The 18,576-nt window shown below is 63.7% G+C and carries 12 protein-coding genes; 7 read left to right on the top strand and 5 right to left on the bottom strand.

The genetic code is table 11. From position 1 onward, the window contains the following. Nucleotides 1-149: 149 nt before the first annotated feature. On the bottom strand, nucleotides 150-1,175 hold the full coding sequence (locus tag IB279_RS16120; RefSeq protein ID WP_034805952.1) for an ABC transporter substrate-binding protein: 1,026 nt from the start codon (nucleotides 1,173-1,175) through the stop codon (nucleotides 150-152). Nucleotides 1,176-1,626: 451 nt separating this feature from the next. Between IB279_RS16120 and IB279_RS16115 the strand changes: the two genes are divergently transcribed. From IB279_RS16115 to IB279_RS16090, 6 genes are all read left to right on the top strand, one after another. Then, the gene (locus IB279_RS16115; protein WP_034805657.1) at nucleotides 1,627-2,445 is read left to right on the top strand and encodes a DUF3100 domain-containing protein; all 819 of its coding nucleotides are present in this window, start codon (nucleotides 1,627-1,629) and stop codon (nucleotides 2,443-2,445) included. Between the two features lie 15 nt (nucleotides 2,446-2,460). Next, entirely contained in the window at nucleotides 2,461-2,973 is a 513-nt protein-coding gene (locus tag IB279_RS16110) for a hypothetical protein (RefSeq protein WP_034805654.1), read from the top strand. A gap of 105 nt (nucleotides 2,974-3,078) precedes the next feature. Next, the gene (locus tag IB279_RS16105; RefSeq protein ID WP_060530416.1) at nucleotides 3,079-4,236 is read left to right on the top strand and encodes a M20 aminoacylase family protein; all 1,158 of its coding nucleotides are present in this window, start codon (nucleotides 3,079-3,081) and stop codon (nucleotides 4,234-4,236) included. 24 nt (nucleotides 4,237-4,260) lie between these two features. Continuing rightward, the gene (locus IB279_RS16100; protein ID WP_244495306.1) at nucleotides 4,261-5,178 is read left to right on the top strand and encodes a LysR family transcriptional regulator; all 918 of its coding nucleotides are present in this window, start codon (nucleotides 4,261-4,263) and stop codon (nucleotides 5,176-5,178) included. Between the two features lie 179 nt (nucleotides 5,179-5,357). After that, nucleotides 5,358-6,242: an NAD(P)-dependent oxidoreductase gene (locus tag IB279_RS16095; protein ID WP_113504691.1), complete on the top strand. Its 885-nt coding sequence runs from the start codon at nucleotides 5,358-5,360 to the stop codon at nucleotides 6,240-6,242. 18 nt (nucleotides 6,243-6,260) lie between these two features. Next, the gene (locus IB279_RS16090) at nucleotides 6,261-7,802 is read left to right on the top strand and encodes an aldehyde dehydrogenase family protein (RefSeq protein WP_060530414.1); all 1,542 of its coding nucleotides are present in this window, start codon (nucleotides 6,261-6,263) and stop codon (nucleotides 7,800-7,802) included. 75 nt (nucleotides 7,803-7,877) lie between these two features. On the opposite strand, the gene IB279_RS16085 is transcribed toward IB279_RS16090, so the two are convergent. From IB279_RS16085 to IB279_RS16070, 4 genes are all read right to left on the bottom strand, one after another. Then, on the bottom strand, nucleotides 7,878-10,160 hold the full coding sequence (locus IB279_RS16085; RefSeq protein ID WP_371814115.1) for a TonB-dependent siderophore receptor: 2,283 nt from the start codon (nucleotides 10,158-10,160) through the stop codon (nucleotides 7,878-7,880). Between the two features lie 671 nt (nucleotides 10,161-10,831). Then, nucleotides 10,832-11,791 (bottom strand): 3'-5' exonuclease, encoded by a 960-nt coding sequence (locus IB279_RS16080; protein WP_192339346.1) that lies wholly within the window; start codon nucleotides 11,789-11,791, stop codon nucleotides 10,832-10,834. Between the two features lie 253 nt (nucleotides 11,792-12,044). Further along, nucleotides 12,045-13,946 carry a methyl-accepting chemotaxis protein gene (locus IB279_RS16075; protein ID WP_060530412.1) on the bottom strand — a complete coding sequence of 634 codons (1,902 nt, stop codon included), beginning with the start codon at nucleotides 13,944-13,946 and terminating at the stop codon, nucleotides 12,045-12,047. A 292-nt stretch (nucleotides 13,947-14,238) separates the two neighbouring features. Further along, complete coding sequence (locus IB279_RS16070) at nucleotides 14,239-17,859, bottom strand: hydantoinase B/oxoprolinase family protein (RefSeq protein WP_113504692.1); 3,621 nt, start codon at nucleotides 17,857-17,859, stop codon at nucleotides 14,239-14,241. A gap of 121 nt (nucleotides 17,860-17,980) precedes the next feature. Between IB279_RS16070 and IB279_RS16065 the strand changes: the two genes are divergently transcribed. Beyond that, the gene (locus tag IB279_RS16065; protein WP_034805630.1) at nucleotides 17,981-18,565 is read left to right on the top strand and encodes a winged helix DNA-binding protein; all 585 of its coding nucleotides are present in this window, start codon (nucleotides 17,981-17,983) and stop codon (nucleotides 18,563-18,565) included. Nucleotides 18,566-18,576 lie beyond the last annotated feature (11 nt).

Raw genomic sequence — 18,576 nt, 5'->3', positions numbered from 1 at the left:
TGGTTGCTTGCCGCATCTTCAGGGATGCTCGCGCTCGGCACCGGCTCCACTGCAGCAATCTTTCACGCCCGATCGGCCTTGGTCGGTGGCCATCGGCGGCATCGGTCGCCGGGCGGCTCAAGACAAGAGCCGCCCGGCGAAACCCGAACTTACTTGAACAACGCCGTGGCGTCGTCGATCGAAAGCGCGTTGGTGTAGGAGTAATAGCCCGGCTTGCCGTCGAGTTGCTTGGCGGCGTCGCCAAGGTTCTTGCTGTCGATGAACGGGATCGGCAGATACATGGCGTTCTTGTACTGGCCAGCCGTTGCCGGCTCCTTCAGTTCCTTGCCCTGCAGCATCAGCACCGCAACGTTGAGCGCGCTTGCCATGACGCCCGGCGGGTTGACGGTCGCGCCGGAATTCAGCTTGTCCTTGACCCAGAGGTCGATGAAGTCCTTGCGGATTTCGCCGGTTGCGGCGATCTGGCTGGTCTTGCCCGCATCCATGATCGACTTCCAGGCGCCGGCCGCCATGCCGTCCTGAACAACGACGCCGTTGATATCAGGATAGGTTGCAAGGATGTTCTGCATCGCCTGCTGGCCCTGGGCCTGATCCCAATTGGCGTTGACCTCGTTGACCACCTGCAGGTCCGGATAATCCTTGAAGACACTCTTGTAGCCGGCGACGCGCATTTCATTGGCCGGATGGCCGGCGACGCCGTTGATGGCGACCACCTTGCCCTTGCCGCCGAGCGTGTCAGCCAGCCACTTGGCGCCGGCAGCGCCCCAGGCCGTCTGGTCGATGCCGACATAGGTCGCATCCGGCGAGGAAACCTCGGCGTCCGTCGCGATCACCAGGATGCCGGCTTCCTTCGCCTGGGCGAAGATCGGATCGAAGGCCGTCGGGCTGTTGGGGTTGATGATGATGGCATTCACGCCCTCGGCGATGAAGTTGCGCACATGCGCGATCTGCCCGGGCACGTCGACATTGGCGCTCTGGACGGAGACTTCGACGTCGACGCCCTTCTCTTTCCACTTCGCCGCGGCCTCCTTGGCCTCGTCGATCATCTGCGTGCGCCATTCGCTGCCGACCCAGCCGTTGGACAGGCCGATCTTGAAGGTCTCGGCATTGGCGAAAGAAGCGGAAATGGCAATGGTTGCGACAGCGCCAAGCGCTGCGGCGATAAATTTCTTCATCAGATCCTCCCAAATCTTGCGAAAACCATGAAGCCAGAAAATGTAATCGATTTCAATGGGCATTTTCAGGGAATTTTGTGCGGTTTCGTTTTCCGCCGCCGGGAGGATCAAGGAGATAACGGAAAGCGTCGGGCGCGGGCAGAATAGACTTCGGAAAGTGTCTCACCGAGAGAAGCCAATAGTGCTTGGTTCCCCCTCCCCGCTGTGCGACAGCAAGGGCAGAGGCGGTGACGATTCGTCGTTGCGCCAACTGGAATGAACTGCAGGAATGACGCCATGACATGAAGGCGCTGCGGGATTGATCCCAATGGCCGCCCGAACAGCGGCCCGCCCGTTGCTCAAATCGCAACACTTCGTTGCTTGCCGGCCGGCTAGCCGCAATTTGCCCTCACCGCCTACTCTGAACGCTGGGCAAAGAACAACAACTGGCTCCCAACCAGAGGAGAACATCATGACCGGGAAAACCGGAGCCGCCTCGGGCGCGCTCTATCTGCATATCTTTGTGCTGGCGATCGTCATCGCCTCCGAGCTGATCGGCATTCAGCGTCTGCCGATCGGTATCGGCACCGTCATCTTCCTGCCGATCCTTTACGCCTTCGCGCTTGGCATCGCCTTCAATCCGGCCATTTTCAAGGCGACCGGCAAGTTCTTGTCGCGCGATGCGGTCAAGCTTTCCGGCGCGATGATCACCGTTGCCATCATGCCGTTCATCGCCAAGTTCGGAACGACGGTCGGCCCGCAGATTTCGCAGATCATCGAGGCCGGCCCGGCGCTGGTTCTGCAGGAGCTCGGCAATCTCGGCACGATCATCGTCGCCTTCCCGGTCGCAGTGTTCCTTCTAAAGATGGGTCGTGAAGCCGTCGGCGCCACCTATTCGATCGACCGCGAGCCGAACATCGCGCTGATCGCCGACAAATATGGCCTCAACTCGCCGGAAGGTGCCGGCGCCATGGGCGTTTATGCGACCGGCACGCTGATCGGCACCTTCGTCTTCGCCATCATGCCGCCGATCGTTCACGGCCTCGGCATCTTCGACGTGCGTGCGCTCGCCATGTCCTGCGGCGTCGGCTCCGGCTCGATGCTGGCGGCCTGCACCGGCGGTCTTGTCGCGGCGGTGCCGGACCAGAAGGACATCATTCTCGCGCTCGCCGCCGCCAGCAACATCCTGACCTATGCCACCGGCCTCTATGTCGGCATGTTCGTGGCGCTGCCGTTGACGGAGTGGCTCTACAACAAGGCGCGCCCATCCGAGCGTCGCACCGCAGCCTGACCGGGAAAAAGAACCATGACCAACCAGAACACCTCCGCCAACTACGCCGACGATCTCCCGCTGAACCCCGAGGACGAACGCAAGCTCGACGTGATCGGCCATGCCGGCCTGCTGATCATCGCCTGTGCGATCGGCCTTGTCGCCAACTGGGTCGGCACCGGAACGTCGCCGCTCACCGCATTGCCGGGCATGGCGACGCTATATGCCGCCTGTATCGTCGGCCTGGCGCTCGCCCGCTTCGTGCCCTTCTACCTGCCAAGCGTCGCCTGGGTTTCGCTGATCGCGATCCTCATCACCATCCCGGGCGTTCCGGGTGCAGCCTGGGTCAGCGAACAGGTCGAGCACCTCAACTTCCTCGCATTGGCGACCCCGGCGCTTGCCTATGGCGGCCTTGCCTTGACGGCGAACGAGTTCGCGATCGCCCGCCGCTCGGGCTGGAAGATCGTCATCGTCGCGATCTGCGTGATGGTCGGCACCTATATGGGCTCGGTCGTCGTCGCCGATCTCTTCCTGCGTCTCGGCCAGTAACGCGGCACGCAATTCCAGGAAGCGGTTTTCCGTCCGGAATTGTGTAAGAGAAACAGGTCGGCCGCTCTGCGGCCGGCCATCCCCTCAAACGACAGGAAGCACGCCATGACACGCCACGACATCAGCCCCGAGCGCATCGAGGAAACGATCCGCTGGCGTCATCACCTGCATGCCCATCCCGAGCTTGCCTTCGAGGAACGCCAGACCGCGGCCTTCATCGCCGGCCGGCTTGCCGAATGGGGCATTGCCGTGAAGGACGGTTATGGCGGCACCGGGCTTGTCGGCACGCTCAGGCGTGGCACATCGAACCGATCGATCGCCATTCGCGCCGACATGGACGCGCTGCCGATCATCGAGACGAGCGGCGCTGCCTACGCCTCGAAGACGACGGGCAAGATGCACGCCTGCGGCCACGACGGCCACGTCGCCATGCTGCTGGCCGCCGCCCGGCAGGCGAGCGAGATGGACTTCGACGGCACCGTGCATTTCATCTTCCAGCCGGCCGAAGAGGCCGAGGGCGGTGCCCGCGTCATGGTCGCCGATGGCCTCTTCCGTGATTTCCCGGCCGATGCCGTCTATGCGCTGCACAACTGGCCGGCGCTCGACGTCGGCTCGGTGGTGGCCCGCGACGACGCGATGATGGCCGCCTTCGGGGTCTTCGAAATCACCATCACCGGTCGCGGCGCCCATGGGGCGATGCCGCATGAGGGTGCTGACCCGCTCGTCGCTAGCGCCCAGATCGTCACGGCCTTGCAGACGATTGCCAGCCGTAACGTCTCGCCACTCGAAGCGGCCGTCGTCTCCGTCACACAGATCCACGGCGGCGACGCCTGGAACGTGATCCCGGAAAAAGCCGTGATCCGCGGCACCACGCGCTGGTTCGACAAGGCGGTCGGTGACACGCTCGAAAACCGGATGCGCTCGCTCGTTTCGGCCCTTGCCGAAGGGCTCGGCTGCACGGCCGAGCTCGATTATCAGCGCCGCTATCCGGCGACGATCAACGATCCCGCAGCCGCCGCGCTCGCACGCTCGGTCGCCGCGGCAGACCCGGCCTTGACGGTCATCGACGCGCCACCAAGCATGGCGGCCGAGGACTTCGCCTTCATGCTCGACGAACGTCCCGGCTGCTATCTCTGGCTCGGCGCAAGACGCGAGGGCGTTAACCCCGGCCTGCACTCGCCGCACTACGATTTCAACGATGCGATCATCGGCCAGGGCGTAAACCTCTGGACACGCCTGATCGCGACCTCGCTTGGTCGTTGACCCCAAGGGGATTCCGTCGCATCCATGACCACCATGGACGTCCTCGACGCGAAAGCGCTCAGGATCTTTATGGCGGTTGCGCGCATCGGTTCGATCCGGGGCGCTGCGGAGCATATGGGGCTGGCGCCATCGGTCGTCAGCCGCCAGATCGCCGATACTGAACGCGACATCGGCCTGTCCCTCTTCGAGCGCACCGCCCGCGGCACGGTCCTGACCGACGCCGGTGAACTGGTGCTCGAACACGGCAAACGCGTGCTCGAGGACAACGGGCTGCTTGCCGAGCAGCTCGACCAGATCCGCGGCGTGCAGCAGACCCGCATCCGCATTCGCTGCGGCGAAGGTTTCATGGCCGACCTGGTGGAGCACGGGTTATCGTCGTTCTCAAAGGCACATTCCTATGTGCGCTACATCGTCGAACTCGGCAGCACCGAAGACGTCGTCGACGCCATCGCCAACAGCGACGCCGACATCGGCATCGCCTACAATCCCCTGACCGAACCGCGCATCCGGGCGCTGGCGATTGCGCGCCAGCCGCTCTGCGTCATCGTGCCGGCAGGCCATCCCCTGTCCGAGCGCAGCGACCTGAAACTTGCCGATTGCCTCGCCTTCCCGTGCGCGCTGCTCGGCAAGGGCAATGGCGTGACACAACTGGTGGCGCGGGTGGCGGCGGATGCGGGGCTGGCGCTGGCGCCGTTGCTCGAAACCCATTCGATCGAGGTGCTCCGCCGCTTCGTTGCAGCAAGCCTTGGCGTCACCTTCCTGCCGCGCACGTCCGTAACCGTGGAAATTACGCGCGGGTCCATGCAGGCGATCGACCTCGCCGATCCGCTGCTGAGCGAGGCGAGCGCGCATCTGATGGTGCGGGCGCACCGCCGCCTGCCGCTGTCGGTCGAAAAACTCGGCCAGCACCTCGCGCGCGAAATGCAGTCCTTCCAGACTTAGAAGACCGTCCTCGGCTCCATGAAAACCGCGCGCCGCTAACGCTCGTCTGTCCCATCACCGACGGTCGAGCAGACGTTGCCACGCCAGCAACGCATTGTACCAGGCGCGCCGTCTACCCGCTCGCCAGCCCGCATGCCACCTTCGCCGGATCATTCTGATCATACGAGGGTAAGCGGATCATGACGGCGGAACGAACGACAGTGGGCGTGGTGGGTTTGGGCGCCATGGGTCTCGGCATGGCGACGACGCTCGCCGGCAAAGGGTTTGTCGTCAAGGGCTTCGACCTCTCCGGGGCCCGGCGCACGCTTGCCGCCGAAGGCGGGGTGACCCCGGTCGAGGCTCTGACTGACGTCTTCTTCGACACCAACTTCATCGTCTTCTCGCTGCCAACCGCCAAGGACGTGGCAGCCGTCGTCGAGGCCAATCTAGAAGCGCTGAAGGCGGCCGGCCGCCGCGTCGTCATCATCGACACCTCGACCTCCGAGCCGGATGTCTCGCGCGATCTCGCAGCAGCCCTTGCCGGCCTCGGCCACGGCTTCATCGACGCGCCGGTCTCCGGCGGTCCGGCAGGTGCCGCAAGCGGCAAGCTGACGATGATGATCGGCGGCAGCGATCAGGACGTCGCCCTTGCCGGCCCGGTCATCGACGCGATGTCGGCCAAGGCCCTCCATGTCGGCCCGAGCGGCGCCGGCAACGTCGCCAAGCTCGTCAACAACCTGCTCGCCGCCGCCCATATGGTGACGACGGGCGAAGGGCTGAAGCTGGCGCTTGCCGCCGGGCTCGATGCGGACGAGGCGCTGAAGGTGCTCAACGCCGCCTCCGGCAAATCGATGATCAGCGAGGTGCATTTCCCGACCTGGGTGATGAACGGCCGCTTCGACAGCGGCTTCACCATGGGCCTGATGCGCAAGGACGTGCGGCTTGCCAGCGAGCTTGCGGCCCGCACCGGCGCCGATCTGCCGCTCTCGGGCGCGGTCGCCAAGCTCTGGGCCGAGAGCCCGCTCGAAAACGCCGAGGACTTCACCCGCATGGGCGCCTTCCGCCCGGTGGCCAACGACAACTGAGACTTGAAGGGAACGACGATGAACGACATGACCATGCCCGCCAAGGCCGAGCGCATCCGGGCGCTGTTCCACGGCATCATTCCCGGCACCGAGATCGGCAGCTATGTCGACGGCACGCTGGTGCCCGGTTCCGGCGACGAGCAGGCGCTCACCGATCCGGCGACCGGCGAAGTCTTCGCCACCTTCAAGGACGCCGGCGCTGATATCGTCGACGCCGCCATGCAGGCGGCAGCGCGCGCCCAGCGCGAATGGATCTCGATGACCGCTTCGGCGCGCGGCCGGGTGATGAACGAGATCGCCCGCAAGATCCGCGAGCGCGCCGGCGAGATTGCCGAGCTCGAAAGCCGCTCGGCCGGCCGGCCGATCCGCGACATCCGTGGCGAGGCTGTCCGGGTCGCCGAGATGTTCGAATATTATGCCGGCTGGTGCGACAAGCTGCACGGCGAGGTCATCCCGGTCCCGACCTCGCATCTGAACTATACCCGCAACGAGCCGGTTGGCGTCGTCGCCCAGATCACCCCTTGGAACGCGCCGCTCTTTACCGGCGGATGGCAGATTGCGCCTGCGATCTGCGCCGGCAACGGCGTCGTCATCAAGCCGTCGGAACTGACGCCGCTCAGCACGCTCGTGCTCGGTGCGCTCTGCGAGGCGGGCGGCGCGCCCCGTGGCCTCGTCAACGTCATCGCCGGCCAGGGCGTAACGGCGGGCCAGGCGATGGTCGCCCATCCGAAAACGGCACTCGTCGTCTTCGTCGGCTCGGCGCTTGCCGGTTCGGCCATTGCGGCAGCGGCTGCGAAGAACGTCGTGCCCTGTATCCTCGAACTCGGCGGCAAGTCCGGCAACATCGTCTTTGCCGATGCCGATATCGACCGCGCCATCGTCGGCGCCCAATCGGCGATCTTCTCTGGCGCCGGCCAGAGCTGCGTTGCCGGCTCACGCCTGCTCGTCCATCGCTCGGTGCACCAGCAGTTCGTCGAGCGTTATGCCGAGGCTGCCGCGCGCATCCCCGTCGGCGATCCCTATCTCGACAGCACGCAGATCGGCCCGATCAACAATGCACGACAATGGGCGAAGATCGAGGAAATGGTGCGCCAGGGCGTTGCCGAAGGTGCAACGCTTGCAACCGGCGGCGCCAAGCCGGCTTCTCTTCAAGCCTCCGGCGGCTTCTATTTCGCGCCGACCATTCTCGACAACGTCAAGCCGGACATGACGATCGCCCGCGAAGAGGTCTTCGGCCCGGTCGTCGGCGTCACCGTCTTCGATGACGAGGACGAGGCGGTCACCCTCGCCAACGACAACCCGTACGGCCTGGCAGGCGCCGTTTGGACCCGTGATGTCGGCCGCGCACACCGGGTCGCTTCAAGGGTGCGGGCCGGGACCTTCTGGATCAACGGCTACAAGACGATCAGTGTCATGTCGCCCTTCGGCGGCTTCGGCCGCTCCGGCTATGGCCGCTCCTCCGGCCGTGATGCACTGATGGCCTATACACAGACGAAGAGCGTCTGGGTCGAGACCGCGGAAAACCCGGCCGTCGTCTTCGGTTATTCGCCGGAAGCCTGATCGGCACGCCCCCCGAAACGAGAAACGGCCGGCAGAATGCCGGCCGTTTCTTTTTGTGACTGAAGCTCCTCTGGCTCAGAATTCAAACGCAGTCGACACCATGAAGGTGCGCGGCGCGCCGGCGGCAAGGAAGCCACGGGCGGACGAGGCCCAGTAGTTCTCGTCGAACACGTTCTGGACGGTCGCCCGGATTTCCACCGGCTTAGCATTTTCACGCTCGAAGGAGTAACGCGCACCGAGATCGACCCGCGTCCAGTCCGAGACCTTCTGCGTGTTCCTCTGGTCGTAGTAGGTGCTGCCGGTATAAACGAGGCGACCGGTGAGCGTCAGGTCCTCGACCCAGGGTGTGTCGTATTCACCATAGAGGCTGATCGCGGTCGTCGGGACGCCGGGCACACGGTTGCCATCGAACCGCTCTCCTGTTCTCGAGTTCTCTGCCTTATCGAGCTTGGCGTCCATGAAGGTGATGCCACCAAGCAAGCGAACGCCGTCAACCGGTTCGCCATAGGCTGAAAGCTCGATGCCACGGTTCACCTGCAGGCCGTCGACGGCGAAGACGCCGCCGGTTGTCAAACCGTTTGGCTGCCTGATCTCGAACAGCGCTGCGCCGAGCATTACTTCGCCGAGGTCGTATTTGAAGCCGATTTCCTTCTGCTTGCTGACAACAGGAGGGAAAATCTGGTCGCTGTTCAGAGCGTTGGACGGCGCTGACGGCCCTTCGGTCAGAGCTTCCACGTAGTTGCCGTAGACAGAGAAGCTGTCGGTGACGTTTACGAGTGCCGCGACGGCAGGGCTGAACCGGCCTTCCTCGTAATAGTAGGTCTGTTGACCGAGCGGCACGGCGCCGGGACGCGTATTGTACCCTCGTACACGCATTTCCTGATAGCGCCCGCCGACCGTCAGCTGGAAACGGTCTTCGGCAAAGGAAAGCGTATCGGAGATCGCGACGCTGGTCGCGAGCAGGTCCGAAAACGCATGCAGGTCGTTCGAGCGCGGAAGCCCGCCCGTATTGACCCAATCGCTCGGCACATAGATCGGATTGTAGATGTTGGTCATGTAGCTTCTGAAGCCGAGCCTGCCCGGATGGAAGTAGCCGCGGTTGTTCTCGTTGAGCGCTCGGCTCACAGAGACGCTGAGCTGGTGACCGACGGGTCCGGTATCGAACTCCGAGCGGAGACCAACCTCACCCGAGACCCCCTGGATCTCCTGCGGATTGTAGCCGAACTCGGCCAGCGCATCGCCATTGGGATTTTGAATGGTGTAGGACGTGCTCAGGAAGTCCTCGCGGTAGCGGCTGATGCCGCCGGCGGCGTAAACAGTGGTGTTCTCCAGCACGTCGAACTCGACGCGGCCAGCGACCATATTGTGTTCACTGTCATGGTATTCGAACGGGTTGGACGTGTTGATCCGGCCGTCCGGCGCTTCCGGGATCTTGATGCCCGGCGCTGCCGCGTTGAACAGCGAGGCCGGCGCATTGATGTTCTGCTTGGAATGATTGAGGTCGAGCGAGGCACGCACCCGATCGCCGCGATAGTCGAGCCCGAGCGACAGCACGCCGATCTCGTTTTCGTTGTGGTCAAGCGCCGTGTCGCCGCCACGATAGGAACCGTTGAAACGGACGCCCCATTCGCCCTCGGGCCCGAAACGGCGACCGACATCGAGGTGCGACCACAATTGCGAGTCCGACATATAGGTGGTCGTCAGTCGCGTCAGCGGCTCGTCGGTGGCGCGCTTGGGCACCAGATTGATAGTCCCACCGACGCGGCCGACGCCGCCGTTGACCAGCGCGCTCGGGCCTTTCAGGACCTCGACGCGCTCGATACCCTCAAGGGGGCTGCGGCGCGGGTTGGTGATGTAGAAGAGGCCGTCATAGGCCGTATCCAGATTGGTGACCGAGAAGCCGCGAATGAAGAACGAATCACGCTCGCTGAACGCCGGCGCATCCATGCGTACCGAGGGATCGTTGAGGGTGACATCGGCGACCGTTCGCGCCTGCTGATCGCGGATCAGCTTATCCGTGTAGCTGGTGACGCTGAACGGGGTTTCCTTGACAGGACGGTTGCCGAGCGCGCCAAGCCGCGCACCGGTCGCCATCTGACCGCCCGCATAGGGAGCTGACGGCTGGCCGATGGTGCCGGTCTCAGGCGGCTGACCGCCCGCTTGCCCGACGGCCACGATGGGGGCCAGCTGCGTCGCGCCGCCCGAACTGCGTTCAGCCTGGGCCAGGCTTTCGACCCGGTTGGTCTTGCGTGCCTCCTGGGCCGACGCCGCCACGGCGGACATTGCCAGCAGCGACACGCCCGCCAGCACGACTTTGGCTCGCCGACGCGAAACCGAATTGAACCTGCCCCTTGCCATTCTCTTACCCCTGTAACTTCGATTAAGGTGAATTCCGTATCCGCCACTGTCGCCGGCCGAACCCAGCCGCTCAGAACGCGACGCACGCGCCTTGCCCGTTGAACAACGGTGCAGGGCGAGCCCCGGACATTACGTTCAGTTGCGGCTATTTCGACCGACAGACGGGTCTCGTGCGCAGCAGCTCGCTTCGGCAAAGCGGGTGCGTAACCGGCCCTTCGGTCACGGCGCGTTCGGTTGCGCCCATGCAGACTGGCTGCCAGACAAAGTGTCGGCGATCGCGGGTCATCCCACGCTTGGGAGCACTCTCAAAACTGGACGAGATTGCGAACACCGACATTGAAACATCAACTATAACAACAGCATAAAACTTGAATTTCAAAGTCAAGTCTGCGCACGTATAGTCGGATTCGGTCGGGCGTCCACGCTTTTTGTGCGTGAATTCAGCGGTTAACGGTAAACCGGGCGTTGTTTGCCAGATGTGGAAAGACAGGCAAATCGGGGCGTAGCGGGCCGTCAGCCCGCGTCCGGCGCAGGACAGCCTCAGCCTGGCGCCTGCGCTACGATCGGTGGGCCGCGTCATGCAAAGATCGGCGGGAAAAGGATGTTTTAATCGAGCGACGCCCGCGTCACCGAAGGGCTTGCCCTGTCGGCCGCAGCGGCTCGTTCGCGTGTCAGGCCCGAAAGCGGTCGAAAGCGGTCAAGCGCTTGATCGGCGGATCGGCTTCCTTCCAGCGATAGATCTCCGAGCGGAGGTAGCCGAGTTCGTCTTCAAGTGCGGTTTCGGCGACTTCGACCCACCAGGATTTCGGACGGCCGTCACTTCCGTCAGACCAGCGGTAGCCGCGAGCTTTCAGATGATCCTTCATGTCGAAGGGGCTGTTTTCCGCAAAAATGCGGACGCGTGATCGCTGGCTCGCCTCGTAGAGTTCGGCAAAGGGCGTGCTGCCGGAGCCGCCATCCTTGGCAAGGACTTCGAGCAAAGCGAAACAGTCGTCGACCGCCCGGTGGCCGTCGTGGAAGTAACCGGCTAGCCCGATCAGGTAACCGAGCTTGGTGCCTTCGAAGCCGCGGGAAGACCAATCGATCTCGGAGACGGAACAGGCCCATGCCTTTCCTGCAAAAACGGGCGAGAAGGCCTCGCAGAAGGGACGGTCGAAGCCGGCATTGTGGGCGATGACAAGGTCGGCCTTTTCCATCAGCGCCCGCACTTCGTCGAGGTCGATCGTCTTTCCCGCGACCATCTCGTTGGTGATGCCGGTAAGACGAGTGATTTCCGCAGGGATCGGATTGGACGGCTGGCGCAAGCCGCCGAAAACGCCAGTCACGTCTCCCAGGTTTCCCTTCTCATCGAAGGTAAAGGCGATCAGGCCGATCTCGATGATCTCATCCTTGCGATGGTTGAGCCCTGTGGTTTCGGTATCGAGAATGACGCCATGCAGGGGGAAGCCGGGACGCGCAACAGGCACCACAGCGCGCGGCACAAGCCGCTGCAACAGGCGATAGCGACCCGTCGCCTGAAGGTGACGGACCATATCGTCCTCGGTCAGCGATGCCCGCTTGACCGCCGGTCCACCGCCCGCCTTTTTGGAAGTTGCCTCGTCCGAAACAAAGAGGTCGAACTGCTGCGTCATTCGGTTGTCCCGCAAATTAACGACTCACACGTCTGCGTTCCAGAATAGCGGCTAACAGGCATGCTTCCCAGCAAATCGGGAAGAAGGCGCAGGAGCGCCTGGATTTTCAGGCGCAAAAGATGGGGAAACGGTCTCGCGCTTCAATATGCTGCGGCGGCACTGTTGTCCCCGTCCCCGTCAACACGGGGTGCAGAAACGACAGTGCCGCCGCAGCAAGAACTTCACTTGAAGTCGTGGCGATTACGCCGCTCGATCAGGCGGCGCGGCTCCAGCCTTCGCGGGCTGCAGCACCTTCCAGCTTGAACTTCGCCAGCATCGTGCGCAACTGACGGCTCTCTTCGGCGAGCGTGCCGCTGGCGGCTGTCGTCTCTTCCACCATCGCCGCGTTCTGCTGGGTCATCTGGTCCATGTGGTTGACGGAGGTGTTGATCTCCTGCAGTGCGGTCGCCTGCTCGCGCGCCGCCGTCGCGATCGTGTTGACGTGGCCGCTGACATTGTTGACCAGTGTCTCGATCTCCAGCAGCGCCTCGCCGGTCGAGCGCACCAGCGCCACGCCGTTTTCGACTTCCGACGCCGAGCTGTGGATCAGCGTCTTGATTTCCTTGGCGGCGTTGGCCGAGCGTTGCGCCAGCTCGCGCACTTCCTGGGCGACGACGGCAAAACCACGGCCGGCTTCGCCCGCGCGTGCCGCTTCGACGCCGGCGTTGAGCGCCAGCAGGTTCGTCTGGAAGGCGATTTCGTCGATGACCGAGATGATCTGGTTGATGCGGTTGGACGAACCCTCGATGCGGCCCATGGCATCGACGGCGCTGCGCACGATCGCGCCGGAACGGCCGGCGCTTTCCTTGGTGGCGCGCACCATCTCATGCGCCTCATTCGCCCGCTCCGAGGCGGTGCGCACGGTCGAGGTGATTTCGTCGAGCGCCGCTGCGGTTTCCTCAAGCGCTGCCGCCTGCTGTTCCGTGCGCTTCGACAGATCATTGGCAGCCGAGCTCAGTTCGGCGGAGTTGTCGTTGATGGTGCTGGCCGCGGTGCGCACGTTCTGCATGGTCGACCGCAGCGTCACCATCGTCTGGTTGACGTTCGTCTGTAGCTCGGCGAAGGCACCGTGGAATTCGCCGCGCATGTTCTGCGTCAGGTCGGCGTCGGCAAGCGCCGCAATCACGCGGCGGACTTCGGTGACGGTCTGGTCGACGCTGGAGACGAGCTCGTTGACGCTCGATGCGAAGCGGTTGAGGTCGTCGTTTTCATAGTCCTTGGTGATGCGGCCGGTGAAATCGCCGGCAACGGCAGAGGCGACGACGACGCTGATGTTGGACTGCAGGTCGCTGCTGCGCGCATGGAGGGCCGCTTCCTGCGCCTTCATCGCGCGCATGGCGATGCCGTTCTTGCGGAAGACTTCGACGGCACGGGCCATCTCGCCGATCTCGTCCTGGCGGGAAACGTCCGTCGCATCTCCATCCAGTTTTCCGTCGGCAAGTTCGCTCATGGTCGAGGTCAGGTCACGGACCGGCATGACGATGCCGCGGCGGGCAACGACGAGGCTGACGCCGACGCCGAAGAGCACGCAGGCCGCAGCGGCCGCGGCGAGGATTGTCATGGCGACGGACGAGGAATTCAGCGCCTCTTCACGAGCGGCGGAAAGCGCCTCGCCGGAATAGGTGCTGTAGGTCTTGACTGTTGCCGTCACGGTCTTTTGCGCTTCGAGCGCCTTGTCGAGTGCGGCCTTGACGGCACCGGCATCTCCGCCCTTCTCGGCGGCGACGGCGACCATGGCACGGATCTCGTCGAAGTAGCTGTTGAGCGTGAGGCGAATGTCATTCAGCAGCTTGTCTTCGGCATCGTCAGCGACCGCCTCGATCTTGGTCAGGCGGCCGAGCATTTCGGTCGCACGCTTTTCGGTTTCCGCGCCGAAGTCGGCGGCGTTCTCCGGGGCGGCGGCGAGCTGATAGGTCATGCGGCTGATGGCGATGATGTCGACGCGCAGGTCCATTGCCTCGCGCGCTGCTTCCTCACGCGCGCCGACATCGACGATCGTCGCACCGAGCGAGGAAAGACCACGCGCACCGGCAAGCGCGATCAGAATGGAGGATATGCCCATGACCACGACCACAAGGCCGACCTTGGTCAAAATCGAAAGGTTCTTGAACGTCACTGCCGTGACTCCTGTGATGTCGCAATCGCGCTGATGGGAGGGGACATGGTCAGCCAAACCGGCGGGAGGAGGACCGGATGTTTGCGGCCCCGCAAGGGGAGGAACTGGGGCGCGCACTGACCAATAAGTACTTAGTAATTTCGAATTTAAATTCGGGTTAAAAAAGCGATCGCGTCTTTTCGCATATGCAGCAATAGTTGTTGTGCATATGCCGGAACGAAAAACGGGCGGACGATCGCTCGCCCGCCCGCAGACCACCGCAGCAGTCTTGGGAGATTTCAGTCTTTCCGGCCTATGACCGGCCGTATCCACCGCCGGTCGGCGTCACGACGGTAAAGGCTTCGCCAGCTTCGAGAACCGTATGGGCGCAGCCCGACAGTTCCTCCGTCCGGCCGTCATTGCGGCGCACGAGGTTGCGGCCGAGTTCACCCGGGCTTCCGCCCTTGATGCCGAAGGGTGCGACGCGGCGATGGCCGGAGAGGATCGCGAAGTCGAGCGTTTCCCGCGCCCGGATCGTGCGCTTCGTGCCGTTTCCGGCGTGCCACTGGCCGCGGCCACCGGAACCGACGCGAATGTGGAAGTCTTCGAGCACCACCGGGAAGCGGGTTTCGAGGATTTCCGGATCGGTGAGCCGCGAGTTGGTCATGTGCGTATGAACCGCATCGGCACCGTTGTAGCCGGGACCCGCCGGCGCGCCGGAGCAGATCGTCTCGTAATACTGATAATTGTCGTTGCCGAAGGTGAGGTTGTTCATCGTCCCTTGCGCGCCGGCCTGGCTCTGGACCGCGCCGAACAGGCAGTTCGTCACGGCCTGGCTGACCTCGACGTTGCCGGCGACGACGGCCGCCGGATAGCGCGGTGTCAGCATCGTGCCCTCGGGGATGACGATGTGGATCGGCCGCAGGCAGCCGGCATTCATTGGGATGTCTCCCTCGACCAGCACGCGGAAGACATAGAGCACCGCGGCGCGGGTGACCGGGGCCGGCGCATTGAAGTTGTCGCCGCGCTGCTCCGACGTGCCGGTGAAATCGACCGTCGCCTCGCGCTTGTCGCGGTCGACCGTGATCTTGACGACGATGCTGCAGCCCTGGTCCATCTCGTAGGAGAATTCGCCGTCTGGCAACTGGTCAAGCACACGGCGCACGCTCTCAGCAGCATTGTCCTGGACGTGGCCCATATAGGCCTCGACCACGTCTTCGCCGAACTGGGCAATCATCTTCTTGAGTTCGGCGACGCCCTTTTCGTTGGCCGCCACTTGAGCCTTCAGGTCGTTGACGTTCTGAAGGATGTTGCGCACCGGATAGCGCGCGCCATTCAGAAGCGCTTCAAGTTCGGCCTCGCAGAAGCGACCTGCATCGATGAGCTTGAAGTTGTCGATGTAGACGCCCTCCTCCTCGATGTTGGTGGCAAGCGGTGACATCGAGCCCGGCGAAATGCCGCCGATATCCGCATGGTGGCCGCGGCTGGCGACCCAGAAGCGGATCTCTTGTCCGGCATCGTCGAAGACGGGCGTGCAGACCGTGAGGTCAGGCAGGTGCGTGCCGCCGTTATAGGGCGCGTTGATCAGGAACACGTCACCGGGCTTGATCACCGGGTTCTCGCGGATCGCGGTTGCGACCGAGGCGTCCATGGAACCCAGATGCACCGGCATGTGCGGCGCATTGGCGACGAGGTTGCCGCGGTTGTCGAAGACGGCGCAGGAGAAATCGAGCCGTTCCTTGATGTTGACCGAATAGGCGGTGTTCTGCAGCGTCACGCCCATCTGCTCGGCGATCGACATGAAGAGATTATTGAAGATCTCCAGCATGACCGGATCGGCATGGGTGCCGATCGCGCTCTGCTGCTGCAGCGCCTTCACGCGGCGCAGCACGATATGGTCTTTCGCCGTCAGTTCCGCCTGCCAGCCGTCCTCGACGACGACGGTCTGGTTCGGTTCGATGATGATCGCCGGACCGTCGAGCCGCTGGCCGGGGCTGAGTTCAGCGCGCAGCAGGACCGGCGCATCGTGGAACTGGCCTTGCGAATAGAACTGAGTGCGGCGTGAAACGTCGGGCGTGCCTGAGGTGACGGACGCGCCTTCGCGTTCCATCTGGGCAGCACCACCGCCGACCGTCTCGACTTCGACGGCGTCGATCACCAACGCCTTGTTGTCGGCGACGAAGCCGAAGCGGCGCTTGTGCAGCTCTTCGAACTCGGCGCGCAGGCGGGCGATGTCGTCATGCGCCGGGAAGGTCGCATCGACCGCAAGCACCGTATCGGTGCCGGCATAGCGGATATGGGCGCGCAGATGGGTGCGAATTTCGTCGCGGGCAATTCCTTGTGCTTCCAGTTCGCCGAGGCAATCGACTTCCAGCTCGGCGCCCAGCGTGCTGAGGGCTGCCGGCGCCTGGTCGTCGAGCGCGACGCCGAGCGCCTTCTGGCGAGTCGAGCGGATATCGGCAAGGCCCATGCCATAGGCCGAAAGCAGGCCGGACATCGGATGCACGAGAATGCTCTTCATGCCGAGCTGGTCGGCAACGAGGCACGCGTGCTGGCCGCCGGCGCCGCCGAAGCAGCTGAGCGCATAGCGCGTCACGTCGTAACCGCGCTGCACGGAAATCTTCTTGATCGCCTCGACCATGTTGGCAACGGCGATGCGGATGAAGCCGTCGGCCACATCCTCGGGGCTGCGGCCATCGCCGATCTCGGTCGCCATGGCAACAAAACGGCCGCGCACGGTCTCGACGTCGAGACGTTCGTCCTGGTTCGGACCGAACAGCGCCGGGAAGAAATCGGGCATCAGCTTGCCGAGCATGACATTGGCATCGGTGACAGCAAGCGGGCCGCCATTGCGGTAGCACGCGGGGCCCGGGTTGGCGCCGGCCGAATCCGGGCCGACGCGGAAACGTTCGCCGTCAAAGTGCAGGATCGAGCCGCCGCCGGCGGCAACCGTGTGGATCAGCATCATCGGTGCGCGCACGCGCACGCCGGCAACTTCGGTCTCGAACGCCCGCTCATATTCACCATCGAAATGGGCGACGTCGGTCGAGGTACCGCCCATGTCGAAGCCGATGACACGATCGAAGCCCGCGGCTTCGCCGGTCTTGGCAAGGCCGACGACGCCGCCGGCCGGACCGGAGAGGATCGCATCCTTGCCCTGGAACATTTCAGCCGCCGTCAGGCCGCCGGAGGACATCATGAACATGACGCGTGCGCCGGTACGGGCAATATCGAGTTCGCCGGAGACCTGGGCGACGTAGCGGCGCAGAACCGGGGAGAGATAGGCGTCGATGACGGTGGTATCGCCGCGGCCGACATATTTGATCAGCGGCGAGACTTCGTGGCTCACGGAGACCTGCTCGAAGCCGAGTTGGCGGGCGATGCGGGCAACGGCCGCCTCGTGCTCCGGATACTTGTAGGCATGCATGAAGACGATGGCGACGGCCTTGTAGCCCTTGCCCTTCAGGTCTTCGAGGGCCGCGCGCGCCTTCGCCTCGTCGAGCGGCTGCTCGACAATACCGTCGGCCAGCACGCGCTCGTCGAGTTCGACGATATCCTGGTAGAGCGCTTCCGGCTTGATGATTTCGGTCGCGAAGATCTTCTTGCGTTCCTGGTAGCCGATCTTCAGCGCATCGCGAAAGCCCTTGGTCGTCACGAGAGCCAGGGGCTCGCCCTTGCGCTCGAGCAGCGCGTTGGTGGCGACCGTCGTGCCCATGCGCACTTCGCCGATGAGGCCCGTCGGGATCGGTGCACCGGTCGCAAGGCCGAGATGCAGGCGGATGCCTTGCACAGCGGCGTCGCGGTAGGCTTCCGGATTTTCGGACAGCACCTTGCGGGCATGCAGGTTCCCGTGCGGGTCGCGGCCGATGACATCGGTGAAGGTGCCGCCACGGTCGATCCAGAAGTCCCAGCTGCCGGTTTCGCGTGCGCTCATTGTCCATCCCTCTCATTCGCGAGCCGCTTCATTGTGCAAGCCCGGAAATTCATCAAAGCAGTTCGTTGACAAAATGTCGATAAAATGATGACATAAAATCGTCAAGATGAGGAAGAGCTGAATGACGAAGAAGTCGGAGGATAGCTTCGAAGGACGGGAATGGGCCGAAAATGCCCTGCCCGAACATCTAAAGCCGGTCGCGGCCATCGGCCCGATCGTTTCCTCCGCGCACCTTGCTGAAGGCGGCTCTCCCGGCCTCTCCGAGGTCGAATACGGGTTGATCCTCGCGTCGCATGCCTTTCATCGCTGGATGATGCGCTGCATGGCGGCCGCCGGCGTATCCGGTCTTTCCCCGATCGAGATCCTGATCCTGCACACGATCCGCCACCGCGATCGCGGCAAGAAGCTCGCCGACATCTGTCTCGTGCTCGACATCGAGGACACCCATGTCGCGACCTATGCCATCCGCAAGCTCGAAGCCGCAGGCCTCGTGACGACGGGCAAGGAAGGCAAGGAAAAGACCATCCTCATCACCGACAAGGGGTCGGACGCCTGCACGCGCTACGCAAAAATTCGCGAGCGGCTGCTGGTCTCCTCCACCGCCAAAGCGCGTCCTTCCGAGGAGACGCTTTCCGAGATCGCCGCCGTCCTGCGTTTCATGTCGGGCGCCTATGAACAGTCCGCGCGCGCCGCGACCACATTGTAACAAGGAAGACC

This window comes from Ensifer sp. ENS06, assembly GCF_014852205.1.
Classification (GTDB): domain Bacteria; phylum Pseudomonadota; class Alphaproteobacteria; order Rhizobiales; family Rhizobiaceae; genus Ensifer; species Ensifer adhaerens.
This window is presented reverse-complemented; position numbering and strand designations above follow the sequence as displayed.

What these genes read in the sequence shown, in the direction of transcription:
- IB279_RS16115 (WP_034805657.1), top strand. Translation starts at nt 1,627, where the DNA reads ATGACCGGGAAAACCGGAGCCGCCTCGGGCGCGCTCTATCTGCATATC.
- IB279_RS16070 (WP_113504692.1), bottom strand. Translation starts at nt 17,859, where the DNA reads ATGAGCGCACGCGAAACCGGCAGCTGGGACTTCTGGATCGACCGTGGC.
- IB279_RS16110 (WP_034805654.1), top strand. Translation starts at nt 2,461, where the DNA reads ATGACCAACCAGAACACCTCCGCCAACTACGCCGACGATCTCCCGCTG.
- IB279_RS16120 (WP_034805952.1), bottom strand. Translation starts at nt 1,175, where the DNA reads ATGAAGAAATTTATCGCCGCAGCGCTTGGCGCTGTCGCAACCATTGCC.
- IB279_RS16105 (WP_060530416.1), top strand. Translation starts at nt 3,079, where the DNA reads ATGACACGCCACGACATCAGCCCCGAGCGCATCGAGGAAACGATCCGC.
- IB279_RS16090 (WP_060530414.1), top strand. Translation starts at nt 6,261, where the DNA reads ATGAACGACATGACCATGCCCGCCAAGGCCGAGCGCATCCGGGCGCTG.
- IB279_RS16085 (WP_371814115.1), bottom strand. Translation starts at nt 10,160, where the DNA reads ATGGCAAGGGGCAGGTTCAATTCGGTTTCGCGTCGGCGAGCCAAAGTC.
- IB279_RS16065 (WP_034805630.1), top strand. Translation starts at nt 17,981, where the DNA reads ATGACGAAGAAGTCGGAGGATAGCTTCGAAGGACGGGAATGGGCCGAA.
- IB279_RS16100 (WP_244495306.1), top strand. Translation starts at nt 4,261, where the DNA reads ATGACCACCATGGACGTCCTCGACGCGAAAGCGCTCAGGATCTTTATG.
- IB279_RS16095 (WP_113504691.1), top strand. Translation starts at nt 5,358, where the DNA reads ATGACGGCGGAACGAACGACAGTGGGCGTGGTGGGTTTGGGCGCCATG.
- IB279_RS16080 (WP_192339346.1), bottom strand. Translation starts at nt 11,791, where the DNA reads ATGACGCAGCAGTTCGACCTCTTTGTTTCGGACGAGGCAACTTCCAAA.